The sequence below is a fragment of the Streptomyces sp. NPDC050658 genome, from assembly GCF_044457025.1.
Lineage (GTDB): Bacteria > Actinomycetota > Actinomycetes > Streptomycetales > Streptomycetaceae > Streptomyces.
Genome location: NZ_JBITGM010000005.1, coordinates 212,752 through 226,588, shown reverse-complemented (window position 1 = coordinate 226,588; position 13,837 = coordinate 212,752). Strand labels below are relative to the sequence as shown.

The 13,837-nt window shown below is 70.6% G+C and carries 11 protein-coding genes and 1 pseudogene; 6 read left to right on the top strand and 6 right to left on the bottom strand.

Annotation, left to right across the window (positions count from 1 at the left end; translation table 11 throughout):
* Window positions 1–27 precede the first annotated feature (27 nt).
* Window positions 28–987 (bottom strand): ABC transporter substrate-binding protein, encoded by a 960-nt coding sequence (locus tag ACIBKX_RS19315; RefSeq protein WP_363271489.1) that lies wholly within the window; start codon window positions 985–987, stop codon window positions 28–30.
* A 551-nt stretch (window positions 988–1,538) separates the two neighbouring features.
* On the opposite strand from ACIBKX_RS19315, the gene ACIBKX_RS19310 reads away from it, so the two are divergent.
* The 4 genes from ACIBKX_RS19310 to ACIBKX_RS19295 all read left to right on the top strand — a co-directional run bounded on the left by ACIBKX_RS19310 (window position 1,539) and on the right by ACIBKX_RS19295 (window position 4,718).
* Entirely contained in the window at window positions 1,539–2,753 is a 1,215-nt protein-coding gene (locus ACIBKX_RS19310; RefSeq protein ID WP_363271488.1) for an NADP-dependent malic enzyme, read from the top strand.
* Window positions 2,754–2,878: 125 nt separating this feature from the next.
* A complete protein-coding gene (locus ACIBKX_RS19305) occupies window positions 2,879–3,841 on the top strand; it encodes a zinc-binding dehydrogenase (protein WP_363271487.1) in 963 nt (320 codons plus the stop codon).
* 92 nt (window positions 3,842–3,933) lie between these two features.
* Window positions 3,934–4,143: a helix-turn-helix domain-containing protein gene (locus ACIBKX_RS19300; RefSeq protein WP_135334012.1), complete on the top strand. Its 210-nt coding sequence runs from the start codon at window positions 3,934–3,936 to the stop codon at window positions 4,141–4,143.
* Window positions 4,143–4,718: a Clp protease N-terminal domain-containing protein gene (locus tag ACIBKX_RS19295; RefSeq protein ID WP_363271486.1), complete on the top strand. Its 576-nt coding sequence runs from the start codon at window positions 4,143–4,145 to the stop codon at window positions 4,716–4,718. Before ACIBKX_RS19300 ends, ACIBKX_RS19295 begins: the two co-directional genes overlap by 1 nt.
* 47 nt (window positions 4,719–4,765) lie before the next feature.
* Here the strand turns inward: ACIBKX_RS19295 and ACIBKX_RS19290 are convergent, their stop codons facing one another.
* Window positions 4,766–5,848, bottom strand: a complete 1,083-nt coding sequence (locus ACIBKX_RS19290) for a helix-turn-helix transcriptional regulator (protein WP_363271485.1) — start codon at window positions 5,846–5,848, stop codon at window positions 4,766–4,768.
* Between the two features lies 1 nt (window position 5,849).
* Window positions 5,850–6,728: a DUF4097 family beta strand repeat-containing protein gene (locus ACIBKX_RS19285; protein WP_363271484.1), complete on the bottom strand. Its 879-nt coding sequence runs from the start codon at window positions 6,726–6,728 to the stop codon at window positions 5,850–5,852.
* Between the two features lie 226 nt (window positions 6,729–6,954).
* Here ACIBKX_RS19285 and ACIBKX_RS19280 point away from each other — a divergent pair, with 226 nt between their 5' ends.
* A complete protein-coding gene (locus ACIBKX_RS19280) occupies window positions 6,955–7,794 on the top strand; it encodes a hypothetical protein (RefSeq protein WP_363271483.1) in 840 nt (279 codons plus the stop codon).
* Between the two features lie 193 nt (window positions 7,795–7,987).
* Here ACIBKX_RS19280 and ACIBKX_RS19275 read toward each other — a convergent pair whose 3' ends face one another.
* Complete coding sequence (locus ACIBKX_RS19275) at window positions 7,988–8,581, bottom strand: TetR/AcrR family transcriptional regulator (protein ID WP_363271482.1); 594 nt, start codon at window positions 8,579–8,581, stop codon at window positions 7,988–7,990.
* A gap of 129 nt (window positions 8,582–8,710) precedes the next feature.
* Between ACIBKX_RS19275 and ACIBKX_RS19270 the strand changes: the two are divergent.
* Window positions 8,711–9,612, top strand: a pseudogene (locus tag ACIBKX_RS19270) (TIGR03620 family F420-dependent LLM class oxidoreductase).
* A gap of 6 nt (window positions 9,613–9,618) precedes the next feature.
* Here ACIBKX_RS19270 and ACIBKX_RS19265 read toward each other — a convergent pair.
* Both ACIBKX_RS19265 and ACIBKX_RS19260 read right to left on the bottom strand, forming a co-directional pair.
* Window positions 9,619–9,801 carry a DUF6104 family protein gene (locus ACIBKX_RS19265; RefSeq protein ID WP_003961784.1) on the bottom strand — a complete coding sequence of 61 codons (183 nt, stop codon included), beginning with the start codon at window positions 9,799–9,801 and terminating at the stop codon, window positions 9,619–9,621.
* Window positions 9,802–9,972: 171 nt separating this feature from the next.
* Window positions 9,973–13,794, bottom strand: a complete 3,822-nt coding sequence (locus ACIBKX_RS19260; protein WP_363271481.1) for a multifunctional oxoglutarate decarboxylase/oxoglutarate dehydrogenase thiamine pyrophosphate-binding subunit/dihydrolipoyllysine-residue succinyltransferase subunit — start codon at window positions 13,792–13,794, stop codon at window positions 9,973–9,975.
* Between the last annotated feature and the right edge of the window lie 43 nt (window positions 13,795–13,837).

Sequence of the window (13,837 nt, the reverse complement as noted above, 5' to 3'; positions counted from 1 at the left end):
TGACTGCCCTTCAATGGTGCTCGACGGTCACTTGCCGGCGTTGATGGTGGCCTTCTTGACGGCGCTGTCCTCGACCTTCCACTTGGCGAGGACCTTGTCGTACTCGCCGTTCTTGATGATCGCGTCGAGCGCGGCCTTGAGGGCGTCACGCAGCTCGGTGTTCTCCTTGGTGACGGCGATGCCGAACGGGCCGGCGTCGGTGATGCCGCCCGTGACCTCGAAGTCCTTGCCGCCGCCGGCCGTCTTGGCGATGTGCTGGGAGACGGGGGAGTCATTGAGGTCGGCGACCGCACCGCCGGACTTCACCCGGGTCTGGGCCTCGGCGTCGTTCTCGAAGGCGCCGATGTCGAGGGCCTTCTTGCCGTCCTTCTTGCACTTCTCGGACTGCGCCTTGAACGTGTCCTCGTAGATCGTTCCGCGCTGCACGGCGACCTTCTTGCCGCACAGGTCGTCCATGGACTCGATGCCCTCGGGGTTGCCCTTCTTCACGAGGAGCGAGACGCCCGACATGAAGTAGTCGACGAAGTCGACGCCCGAGCCGACCTTCTTGCCCTTGTCGTCCAGGCCCTGCTGGCGCTTCTTGGTGTCCGACATGGCGGACATGACGATGTCCTGGCGGCCCGAGTTCAGCGAGCTGATGAGTCCGTCGAAGGTGCCGGACGTGAACTTGAACTCGACGCCGAGCTGCTTGCCGAGGGCGGCCGCGAGGTCGGGGTCGATGCCGACGATCTTGCCGCCCTCCTCGAACTCCATGGGGGCGTACTGGGCGTCCGTACCGACGTTGATGACGCCCTTGTCCTGGATCTTCTTCGGCAGCTTGTCGAAGAGCGGGGCGTCGTTCGTGCTGTCCTTGGCCTTCCCGGAGTCGGTCTGGTCACCGCAGCCGGTGAGCAGCAGTGCGCCCGCGACCGCGATCGCACCGACCGCGGTCATCCGGGACCTCACGGACCTACCGGTGGTCGAGCGACAAATGGGGCGTGCGGTCATGAGGGTCCTCCGGCGGATGAGGGAGTTGCCGAGTGGTCGTGCACACCTCTTCGAGTGTCGCGACCTCGTGTGATGACGGCATCCTGCCATTCGGACCGTCCGATTCTGGGTGCTCGAGATGTCAAAATCGGATAACGAGCAGGCTTCGAACCTCAACAGGTCAGGACAACCGGGTCGTACCGGCTGGTAGCCATGTCCCGCCATTTGAGATCTTCCCGGGATCTCGCCATCTGGACCTATGAAATGTCGCATTCGGGAAATTCGGGCAAGGGGCATCCGTCCGTCCCTCAAGGGGCATCTGCGCGTACTTGTTGGATCACCACAAGGTGCGCGCGTGTGTGAGGTAACCAATCCCACTCGCCCGTGGCAAGGGGCGTCAGGTAGAAAGGTGCGTTACACCCCTCATCCGGGGCCCAGGGCGCGTGTGCGGCGCGCCCGCGTGTCTGTACCTCCCCCCGCCGACAGGCAGGGAACAGATGCGGTGCCCGCCCACTTCTCAACCAGGAGTGGACACCCTCAACTGATGATTAAAGACTTAAGGGGTCAGAAAAGTGGCAGCGGAGATCGTCAATCCTCGCAGCGACAGCAGTACGGGTCACGAAGGCGCTGAAGAGCCCTTCGATCCGGCGTTTGCGCTGCACCGCGGCGGCAAGATGGCCGTGCAGGCCACCGTGCCCGTGCGGGACAAGGACGACCTGTCCCTGGCGTACACGCCCGGCGTCGCGAAAGTGTGCACCGCGATCGCCGAGCAGCCGGAGCTGGTGAACGACTACACATGGAAGTCGAACGTGGTGGCCGTCGTGACCGACGGCACGGCCGTGCTCGGGCTCGGTGACATCGGTCCCGAGGCCTCCCTCCCGGTGATGGAGGGCAAGGCCATTCTCTTCAAGCAGTTCGGTGGCGTCGACGCGGTCCCGATCGCGCTCGCGACGACCGACACGGACGAGATCGTCGAGACCGTGGTCCGGCTCGCGCCGTCCTTCGGTGGTGTGAACCTCGAGGACATCTCGGCTCCGCGCTGCTTCGAGATCGAGCGCAAGCTCCAGGAGCGGCTCGACATTCCCGTTTTCCACGACGACCAGCACGGTACGGCCGTCGTGACGCTGGCCGCCCTGCGGAACGCGGCGAAGCTGACCGGGCGCACGCTCGGTGATCTGCGCGCCGTGATCTCCGGTGCGGGCGCGGCCGGTGTCGCCATCGCCAAGTTCCTGCTCGAGGCGGGCATCGGCGATGTGGCGGTCGCGGACCGCAAGGGCGTCGTGAGCCGGGACCGGGAGGACCTCACCCCGGTCAAGCGCGAGCTGGCGGAGATCACCAACAAGGCCGGCCTCAGCGGCTCCCTGGAGAGCGCGCTCGCGGGTGCCGATGTGTTCATCGGCGTCTCGGGCGGCACGGTTCCGGAGCCGGCCGTCGCCTCGATGGCGAAGGACGCGTTCGTGTTCGCCATGGCCAACCCGAACCCCGAGGTCCACCCGGACGTCGCCCACAAGTACGCGGCCGTCGTCGCGACCGGGCGCTCGGACTACCCGAACCAGATCAACAACGTCCTCGCCTTCCCCGGCATCTTCGCCGGTGCGCTCCAGGTGCGGGCCTCGCGGATCACCGAGGGCATGAAGATCGCCGCGGCGGACGCGCTGGCCGACGTCGTGGGCGACGAGCTCTCCGCCGCGTACGTGATCCCCTCGCCGTTCGACGAGCGGGTCGCCCCCGCGGTCACCGCGGCGGTCGCCGCGGCTGCCCGCGCGGAGGGTGTCGCGCGCCGCTGAGCGGTGCGCCGGAAGTGTGACCACGCGCCCCGTGTCGTACGTATTCGCGTACGGCACGGGGCGCGGCGCGTGTCACAGCCGTAGCCGGTTACGCACCGGTGTGCCCGCGGCCTATCGTCGGCCCCATGTTCGCCGCCTACGCCGCCCGCATCGACCGTGACCAGCCACTGAACGGCCTTGAGTTGGGGGAGCGGCCCGCCCCCGATCCGCGCCCCGGCTGGTCGACCGTGAACGTCAGGGCCGCCTCCCTCAACCATCACGACCTGTGGTCCCTGCGCGGGGTCGGTCTCGCCGAGGACAAGCTGCCGATGATCCTCGGCTGTGACGCCGCCGGGATCGACGAGGACGGCAACGAGGTCGTCCTGCACTCCGTCATCGGGCAGACCGGACACGGGGTCGGCCCCCGCGAGGGCCGCTCGATCCTCACCGAGAAGTACCAGGGCACCTTCGCCGAGCAGGTCTCCGTGCCGACCTGGAATCTGCTGCCCAAGCCGAAGCAGCTGTCGTTCGCCGAGGCGGCCTGTCTGCCGACCGCCTGGCTCACCGCGTACCGCATGCTCTTCACCAACGCCGGGGTGCGTCCCGGCGATTCGGTCCTCGTGCAGGGCGCCGGCGGCGGGGTCGCCACGGCCGCGATCGTGCTCGGCAAGGCGGCGGGGCTCCGCGTCTACGCGACCAGCAGGGACGAGGCCAAGCGGAAGCGGGCCCTGGAGCTGGGCGCGGTGGAGGCCGTCGAGTCCGGGGCGCGGCTGCCGGAGCGGGTCGACGCCGTCATCGAGACGGTGGGCGCGGCGACGTGGTCGCACTCGGTCAAGTCCCTGAAGCCGGGCGGCACGCTGGTGATCTCCGGCGCGACGAGCGGTGACCGCCCCTCGAACGCCGAGCTGACGCGGGTCTTCTTCCTGGAGCTGAAGATCGTGGGCTCGACCATGGGGACGAAGGACGAGCTGGAGGACCTGCTGGCCTTCTGCGCGGCCACGGGTGTACGGCCCGTCATCGACGAGGTGCTGCCGCTGGACCGGGCGCGGGAGGGCTTCGAGCGGATCGAGTCGGGAGGGCAGTTCGGGAAGATCGTGCTGGAGGCGTGAGGGCCGTCGCCTTCCCTTGACGCCCGCCTGTTGCTGCCCGCCTATGTCAACCATGGTTGACACTTTCCTCCTGTCAACGTAAGTTGACATGCATGACCGAAGCAACGGATCTCGCCGAGCGCGCGGGTGACCGTGATCCACGAGTCGGGCTGCGAGCCGTCACCGCGCTGCGGAAGCTGGTGGAGCAGCTGGAGGCCGTGCAGGTGCGCAGTGCGCGCCGGCAGGGCTGGTCGTGGCAGGAGATCGCCGCGGAGCTCGGAGTGAGCAGGCAGGCCGTGCACAAGAAGTACGGGAGGCAGTGATGTTCGAGCGGTTCACCAAGGACGCGCGGGCCGTGGTCGAGGGCGCGGTCGAGCACGCCGAGCGGGAGGAGGCCGACTCCGTCGACGACGGGCACATGCTGCTCGCGCTGCTCGACCGCGAGGCGAGCCGGGCCTCCTTCGCCCTGGCCTCGCTCGGGGCCGCGGGTCGCCGGGAGTCGATCGAGCGGGCGCTGGGCGAGACCCGGCGCCGGGGCGGGCTCTCGCAGGCGGACACGGAGGCGCTGGCGGGGCTCGGCGTCGACGTGGACGCGATCGTCTCCCGCGTGGAGGAGGCGCATGGCGCCGGCGCGCTGGCCGGCGGCGGGAAGGGCGGCCGGGGCGGCGGCCGGGTCAGGCGGGCCTTCGCCGGGCACCGGCCCTTCACCCGCGAGGCCAAGGACACCCTGGAGAAGTCCCTGCGCATCGCCACGGCCCGGCGCGCCCGCACCATCGGTGACGAGCACATCCTGCTGGCCCTCACCGTCCGCCCGGGCCCCGTCGGCGAGGTCCTCGCCGATCATGGCGTCACGCATGAGTCGGTGGAGAGGGTGCTGTTCGGGTCGGGGGCGCAGTAGGGGAGGCAGGGGGGCGGGGCGGCCGGAGTCGCCGGGCGCCCCCCTTTTCACCCCTGCGGCCCGTGCAGCGCCGCGTTGATCCGGGCCGCCGCCGCCGACAAGTGGGAGCGGGCCTCGCGGAGTTGATCCTCCGTCACGCCCTGGTCCCGTGCCGCGTCGCGGATGTCGTCGCGGAAGCGGTCCAGGAGGCGGTCCAGGTCGCGGGCCGGGTTGCCCGTCGAGTCCTCCTGGGCCCAGTCGGGGACGTACTCGACCGGGATCTCGTCCTCGTGCCCCGCGCTGAACTTGGGCTCTTCGGCACCGGTCCGGGCGTCCTCGGGGGTGTCCTCGCAGGCGTCCGGCTTCCCCTTGCCGAAGGCCTGGCCGAGATCCACGCCGAACGAGCCGAACTGGTCGGCCAGTTCGGACAGGCTCTCGCGGACCTCCTTCGGCCAGTCGCCCTGCGCGAAGTGACCCTGGACCTGGTCCTGGACTAGCCGCGCCATGCGCTGCAGCTCCTCCTGGGCCTTGCCGAGGGCCTCCTCCTGTGCGTTACGGGCCTGGCGGCGGGCGCGCTGGGCGTCCTCGCGGGCCCGGCGGGTCTCGTCCTTCGCGCGGCGCGTCTGGTCCTTCCACTCCTTCTTGGCGCGCTTGAACTCCTCCTTGGCCTGGGTCCACTCCTCCTGGCCCCCGCCGCCCCAGGAGCCGCCGAGGAGATCGGCGGGGTCGGGGAATGCCTTGCCGGCAGCCGCGCTGCCCGCCGCGCGCGCCTCTTTCGTGGCCGCGCGCATCTCGCGGCGGAGGTCGCCCACCGCCCCCCGGACGCCGTCACGGATCTCGGCGGCGAGTTCCGCCACCGACTCGCGGATCTCCAGCTCCAGGTCGGCCAGCTCACCGCTGCGGTCGGCCAGTTCGGCACGGCCCGCGTCCGTGATGGAGTAGACCTTGCGGCCGCCCTCCGTGGTGTGGGTGACCAGGCCCTCGGCCTCCAGCTTCGCCAGGCGCGGGTAGACCGTGCCCGCCGAAGGGGCGTAGAGACCCTGGAAGCGCTCCTCCAGGAGGCGGATGACCTCGTAGCCGTGGCGTGGGGCCTCGTCGAGGAGTTTGAGCAGGTACAGGCGCAGTCGCCCGTGGGCGAACACGGGGGGCATTTCAGAACACCTTCTTCTCGGCCGGAGGCGTGGTCGGTGGGACCTCGTCGTAAGGATCTTCCTCTGTCGGCGACTTGCGCAGCAGCGCGACCGCCCCCGTCACCGTCGTCACCTTCAGGTCGCCGCGTCCCGAGCCGAGCCGGCCGCTGACCCTCTTCGCGCCCCACATGTCGCTGACCGCCAGCCCCTCGAACGCGTTGGACACCGAGCCGCCCGTGGTGTTCACCTCCACGTCCGCGTCCGCCGGATGGGGCAGCCGGACCGCCACCTCGCCCGACACGTTCGTCAGGCCGATGTCGGCCGGGGCGCCCACCGGATCGATGTCCACCATCAGCGAGCCGCTCACCGAATCCGCCCGAACGGAGGAGCCCGCGCCCTCGAAGACCGTGAGGTCGCCGGAGATCGAGGTGAACCGCAGGTCGCCGGTGATGCCCTGCGCCTCCACGTTCCCCGAGACCGTCTCGGCGGCCACCGGGCCCGTGAGGCCGACCAGGGTCGTGTCGCCCGTGACGCCCTTGACCTCCGTGGGTCCCTCGATGCCCGTGACGACCGTGGTCGCGCCGACGGAGCCCACCTCTACGCGGGCGCCGGCGGGGACGGTCAGGGAGATCACGGCTCGGCGCAGCCACTGCTGCCGGCCCTTGCGGTCGAACCGCTTGAGGAAGCCCTTCCAGGGCCAGTCGTCGTACGCGATGCAGACGGTGCCGCCCGTCTGGGTGACGGTCAGCGGGGAGCCCTCCAGCTCGGAGACGTCGAGCCGGACGGAATCCTCGTCCGTGCCCACCACGTTCACCGCTCCGTCGCCGACGCGCACCTGCACCGTGGTCACAGGGGCGTCGAACGAGAGCCGCCGGGGCTCGGTGACGGACCACTTCGACATCGGGCTGACCTCCTCGGGCGAGCCGGGGGCGGGCGGGCCGTGCGGCTCGCGGACCCCGGACAGGACACGCCATATCGCGTATCTGCAATACACGATATATCGCGGATGGGGAAAGTCAAGACCGGTCGCGACATCGGCCGCCGGGGTGGAGCCCGGGAGCCGGCCGCCGGGAGTGACGTTCTGCGCTGTCTGCGCTGAATGCGGTGGTTTGGCCTAGCGTGGGGCCATGTCGTCCGATGCCTCCGAGCGTGCCGAAGCAGGTGCGCTGTTGCTCTGCCGGGCCGAACCCGACGCGGTCGGACCCGCCGCCCGGCTGCTCCGCGAGCGGATGCTGCTCGCTCCGGCGGGGCACAGGTGGAGCGTCCTCGTGCCCGAGGGTAAGCCCTGGGCGCACGGCGAGGAGCCGGTGGACCGGGTGCTCACGGGGTGGGCGACCGCGCTCGCCGTAGGGGCGCCGTGGCCGGTGCTCGCCCTGTGGTGGGACTCCGACCGCTCCGGATACACGCTCGCGGCGGGTTTCCGGCGCACGGTCGGGTACGTCTGGCTGGCGAACGGGACGCCCGTCGGCGAGGACGAGGCGATGCGGACCTTCGCCGCACGCCTGGGGCTCGACCCCGTCCTGGACATGCAGGCGCTGGAGGTCCTGGGCCGCCCCGACACGGAGGCGGACGCGAGGGCGCGGCTCCTCGGGCTGCTCGCCGTCCTGACGCGGGCGGGGGTGTCGCTGCCCGCGGGCCTGGGCCCCGGAGAGCCCGCCGACCGGCTGCGGGCGGTGGCGCGGGTGCTGCCGGGGGTGCGGCAGGTCGAGTGGTCCGGTTGGCGGGACGCGGTCCGCGCCGAACTGGACGTCGTGGAGCGCGGCAGCCTGGGCCCCTGGCTGCGCGGCCCCCGGGCCCGAGCCCTGGCCGCGGCCCAGCTGGCCGCGGGCCTGCCCCTCGCGGTCTGGGGCATGCACCGCCGCAGCGGCGGCTGGGCGGTGGCGGGTGCACTGCTCCTGGTGCACGGGGCGCTGGGTTTCGCGTACGACAGAGTGCGGGCGGCCGACGCCGGGTCTTGGCGGAGCTGAGGGCCGGCGGCGGAACTTCCCGCCGTCGCGCGCGGGGCCTTGGCGGGCGGGCGCGTGTGGCGCACGTCAGGGCGGCGGCCCCTGGCTGGGCGGTCCCCGCCGTTCACACGCGGCACCCCGGCGGTCGGGTGCATCTGGCCGGCGTCAGGTGACGCCCCCGGTGTGCGGCAGTGATCAGCGGGTGTCTCGCCCCTCAATCCCCCCCGTGAATCCCATCCAGCGCCAGCCCCAGCAAACGCCCCGGCTGGCCGGGATCTGTTGTGGTGGCCGGGGTCGACAGGGCGATTCCCACCACTAGTTGGACCATGTCGGCCGGCAGCAGGTCAGCACGGGCCGTGCCCTCCCGTTGCGCGCGGGTCAGCAGTGCGGCGGCCGCTTCGTGGATGCGCTGGTGGCAGTCCGGGTCGAGGGAGTGCGCGGCCTCCAGCTCCTCCAGCATCAGCGTGCCGCCCAGGCCCTGGTTCACGCGCGCGTGGTCGAGGAAAGCGCGGAGCCAGGTGTCCAGGGCCTCGTCCGCGGGGGCGGCGGCCAGCGCGGCCGCGCGTGCGCACAGCGCGTCGACGCGGTCCTCCAGTACGGCCGTCAGCAGCGCCGCGCGGTGCGGGAAATGCCGGTAGAGCGTGCCGGGGCCCACCCCCGCGCGGCGGGCGATCTCGTTCAGGGACGCCTCGGGGCCCGCCTCCGCGTACGCCTCCCGCGCGGCCGCCACGATCCGCTCGCGGTTGCGCAGCGCGTCCGCGCGGGGCTGCCTGGTGGTCGTCCCGCGTTCCTTGGTGTCGTCGGCCATGGCCCCATCCTCTCCTTCTCGCGCAGCACCCCGGGCGGGGTGGCCATCCGGAGAACTTCTCCGTATCGTAGCCATGGTCATCCGGAGAGGTTCTCCGGAACGGGGTGATGTGACACAGGGGAGTGCGGCATGGGCGGTTCGCCGGGGCGTGTGGGGATCTGGACCTTCGACTTCGAGGGGCAGCCGGCCGGGCGCGTGCGTGAAGCGCGGCGGAGATCGAGGAGTTGGGATACGGGGCGCTCTGGTACGGCGAGGCGTTCGGACGCGACTCCGTAGGGCATGCCTGGCTGCTCCTCGGGGCGACCCGGCGGCTCGTCGTCGCGTCCGGCATCGCCAACATCGCGTACAGGGAACCCATGGCCATGGCGATGGCGGAGCGCACCCTGGGAGAGGCCCACCCCGGCCGCTATCTGCTCGGCCTCGGCGGCCACCGGGTCGACGAGACCGTCCCCGAAGTGGACGGCTTCCCCGTCCCCACCCGCGGCAAGGCCCTGACGACCATGCGCCGCTACCTGGACGCCATGGACGCCGCCCCCGCACACGGACCGGTCCCCGACCCGGCCCCGCACCGCGTACTCGCCGCGCTGGGCCCGAAGATGCTGGGCCTCGCGGCGGAACGTACCCATGGGGCCCACACGTACTTCGTGACCGTCGGGCACACCGCGCTCGCCCGCAAGATCATGGGCCCGGACGCCTACCTGGCGGTCGAGCAGGCCGTCGTACTGGACACGGACCCGGAGCGGGCCCGCGAGACGGCCACCCGGCATGTCGCGATGTACGTCGAGAGCGCCCCGCACCAGGCCGCGAACGTACGGAGGATGGGGTTCGGTGACGCGGACACCGCGGGCGGCCCGAGCCGCCGCCTCGTCGACGCGATCGTCGCCCACGGAGACGTCGACGCCCTCCACGCGCGCGTGCAGGAACACTTCGCGGCGGGCGCGGACCACGTCTGCGTACAGGTGCTCACCGGTGAACCGGGCGCACTCCCGCTGTCTCAGTGGCGCGAGCTGGCCCCCGCGCTCATCGGGTAGCGCGCCCTACTCGTCCTCGTCCTCGTCGTCCAGCCGCGCCAGCCACGTCGCGAGCCGCTCGACCGGGACCTCGAAGTCCGGGTTGAGGTCCACGAAGGTACGGAGCTGCTCGGCGAGCCACTCGAAGGTGACCTCCTCCTCGCCGCGCCGCTTCTCCAGCTCCTCGATGCCACGGTCGGTGAAGTACAAGACAGGCTCCGCAATCGGACGATGTGCTCAGGACGTCCAGGATAAGCCGATCAGGACAGGCCGATACGCCGGGCCGGTACGCCGGTACGCCGGTACGCCGGTACGCCGGTGGGCCCGGCTCCGAGCGACAAGCGCTCGGGGCCGGGCCCACCCACGTACGACAGCCGAGACCTAGGCCTCGAACACCTCGCGCACCAGCTGCTCCTGCTCCTGCTCGTGGCGCTTCTTCGAGCCCACGGCCGGGGACGAGCCGTGCGGCCGCGAGATGCGGCGCAGACGCTCGCCGTGCGGGATGTCCGCGCCGACCGCCAGGTCCAGGTGGTCGATCAGGTTGAGGGCGATGAAGGGCCACGCGCCCTGGTTCGCCGGCTCCTCCTGCGCCCACAGGTACTTCTCGGCGTTCGGGTACTTGGCGATCTCCGCCTGGAGCTCGGCACCCGGCAGCGGGTACAGGCGCTCGATGCGGATGATGGCCGTGTCCGTGACGCCGCGCTTCTGGCGCTCCGCCTCGAGGTCGTAGTACAGCTTGCCCGCGCAGAAGACGACCTTGCGGACCGCCGCCGGGTCGACCGACGCGTCGCCGATGACCGGGCGGAAGCCGCCCGTCGTGAACTCCTCCGTCTTCGAGGCCGCCGCCTTCAGGCGCAGCATCGACTTCGGGGTGAAGACCACCAGCGGCTTGTGGTGCGGGTTGTGCACCTGCCACCGCAGGAGGTGGAAGTAGTTCGACGGCAGGGTCGGCATCGCGACCGTCATGTTGTTCTGCGCGCACAGCTGGAGGAAGCGCTCGATGCGGGCGGACGAGTGGTCCGGGCCCTGGCCCTCGTAGCCGTGCGGCAGCAGCAGTGTGACGCCGGAGTGCTGGTTCCACTTCTGCTCGGCGGCCGAGATGTACTCGTCCACCACCGTCTGCGCGCCGTTGACGAAGTCACCGAACTGCGCTTCCCACATCACGAGGGACTCGGGGCGGGCCAGCGAGTAGCCGTACTCGAAGCCCATCACCGCGTACTCGGACAGCAGCGAGTCGTACACGTTGTAGCGCGCCTGGTCCTCGGAGAGGTACAGGAGCGGCGTGAAGTCCTCGCCCGTCTCACGGTCGATGAGCACCGCGTGGCGCTGACCGAACGTGCCGCGACGGGAGTCCTGGCCCGACAGGCGGACCGGGGTGCCTTCCAGGAGCAGCGAGCCGATGGCGAGGGTCTCGCCCATGCCCCAGTCGATCGTGCCCTCTTCGACCATCGTCGCGCGGCGCTGCAGCTGCGGCAGCAGACGCGGGTGGACGGTGACCCGGTCGGGGATGTTGACCTGCGACTCGGCGATCCGCTTGACGACCTCCTGGGAGATCGCCGTGTCCACGTTGACCGGGAACTCGGCCTGCGGCTCCGGCACATGGGCCTCGGCGGGCTGCGAGATGGCCTCGCGGACCTCCGTGAAGACCTTCTCCAGCTGGCCCTGGAAGTCCTGCAGCGCCTGCTCGGCCTCTTCCAGGGTGATGTCGCCGCGACCGATGAGGGACTCGGTGTAGAGCTTGCGCACCGAGCGCTTCTTGTCGATCAGGTCGTACATCAGCGGCTGCGTGAACGCCGGGTTGTCCGACTCGTTGTGACCGCGGCGGCGGTAGCAGATGAGGTCGATCACGACGTCCTTGTTGAACGCCTGACGGAACTCGAACGCGAGCCGCGCGACGCGGACGACGGCCTCGGGGTCGTCGCCGTTCACGTGGAAGATCGGCGCCTCGATCATGCGGGCCACGTCCGTGGCGTACATGGAAGAACGCGACGACTCCGGGGCGGCGGTGAAGCCGACCTGGTTGTTGATGACGATGTGGACCGTGCCGCCCGTGCGGTAGCCGCGCAGCTGCGACATGTTGAGCGTCTCGGCGACCACACCCTGGCCCGCGAAGGCCGCGTCACCGTGCAGGGCGACGGGCAGGACCGTGAAGTCCGTGCCGCCCTTGTTGATGATGTCCTGCTTGGCGCGGGTGATGCCCTCGATGACCGGGTCGACCGTCTCCAGGTGGGACGGGTTGGCCGCGAGCGAGACCTTGATCTGCTCGCCGTCCAGGCCGGTGAAGGTGCCCTCGGCGCCCAGGTGGTACTTCACGTCGCCGGAGCCGTGCATGGACTTGGGGTCCATGTTGCCCTCGAACTCGCGGAAGATCTGGGCGTACGACTTGCCCACGATGTTCGCGAGGACGTTCAGGCGGCCGCGGTGGGCCATGCCGATGACGACCTCGTCCAGGCGGGACTCCGCGGCGCTGTCGATGACGGCGTCGAGCAGCGGGATGACGGACTCGCCGCCCTCCAGGGAGAAGCGCTTCTGCCCGACGTACTTCGTCTGGAGGAACGTCTCGAAGGCCTCGGCGGCGTTCAGCCTGCGCAGGATGCGCAGCTGCTCCTCGCGCTCGGGCTTCGTGGCGTGGGTGCGCTCGATGCGGTCCTGGAGCCACTTGCGCTGCTTCGGGTCCTGGATGTGCATGAACTCGATGCCGGTGGTGCGGCAGTACGAGTCGCGCAGGACGCCGAGGACGTCGCGCAGCTTCATCATCGACTTGCCGGCGAAGCCGCCGACCGCGAACTCCCGCTCCAGGTCCCACAGGGTGAGGCCGTGCTCGGTGATGTCCAGGTCGGGGTGCTTGCGCTGCTTGTACTCCAGCGGGTCCGTGTCGGCCATGACGTGGCCGCGGACGCGGTAGGAGTGGATCAGCTCGAAGACGCGGGCGGCCTTCGTGACGTCGTCGTCGTGCGAGGCGTCGATGTCCTTGAGCCAGCGGACCGGCTCGTAGGGGATGCGCAGCGCCTTGAAGATCTCGTCGTAGAAGTCCTGCTCGCCCAGGAGCAGGTTCGCGACGATCCGCAGGAACTCGCCGGAGGCGGCGCCCTGGATGACCCGGTGGTCGTAGGTCGACGTGAGCGTCATGACCTTCGAGATGCCGAGCTTGTTCAGGGTGTCCTGGGAGGTGCCCTGGAACTCCGCGGGGTAGTCCATGGAGCCGACGCCCATGATGACCGACTGGCCGGGCATCAGACGCGGGACCGAGTGGACGGTGCCGAGGCCGCCGGGGTTGGTCAGGGAGACCGTCACACCGGTGAAGTCGTCCATGCCGAGCTTGCCGTCGCGGGCGCGCCGGACGATGTCCTCGTAGGCCTGCCAGAACTCGAAGAAGTTCAGGGTCTCGGCCTTCTTGATGCCCGCGACCACGAGCTGGCGGTCGCCGTTGGGCTTCACCAGGTCGATGGCGAGGCCGAAGTTGATGTGCTCCGGCTTGACCAGGGTGGGCTTGCCGTCCTTCTCCGTGAAGGAGTAGTTCATCGACGGCATGGCCTTGATGGCCTGCACCATCGCGTACCCGATGAGGTGCGTGAAGGAGATCTTCCCGCCGCGGGCGCGCTTGAGGTGGTTGTTGATGACGATGCGGTTGTCGAAGAGCAGCTTCACCGGGACCGCGCGGACCGACGTCGCCGTCGGGACCTCGATCGAGGCGTTCATGTTCTTCGCGACGGCGGCGGCGGGGCCGCGCAGCGTCGTGTACTCGGGACCGGCCGGAGCCTCGGTCGCGGGCGCGGCCTTGGTGGCCGCGGGCTTCGCGACGGCGGCCTTCGCGGGCGCCGCGGCGGGGGCGGCCTGTGCGGTGCCGCCCCCTGCCGGGGCCGCTGCCGCGGGCTTCGCAGCGGGGGCTGCGGGCGCGGCAGGCGCGGCGGGAGCCACGGGTGCCGGAGCGGCGGGCGTGGCGGGAGTGGTGGTGGCCGCGGCCCCCGCGGCCGCGTCACCCGCCGGCTTCACCGGGGCCGCGGCGGTGGCCGCCGCTACTCCCGGCTTGTAGTCGGCGAAGAAGTCCCACCAGGCTCGGTCAACCGAATTCGGGTCCTGGAGGTACTGCTGATAGATCTCGTCGACGAGCCACTCATTGGGACCGAAGGCGACGGCAGGGTCCTTGCCCTGCCCGTCTTGGTCGGTCGAGATGCTCGAGTTACTGGGGGACTGTGGCGACACGGCGGTAACCGCCCTCTTCCGCTTCACAAGGTGATGGACAGCG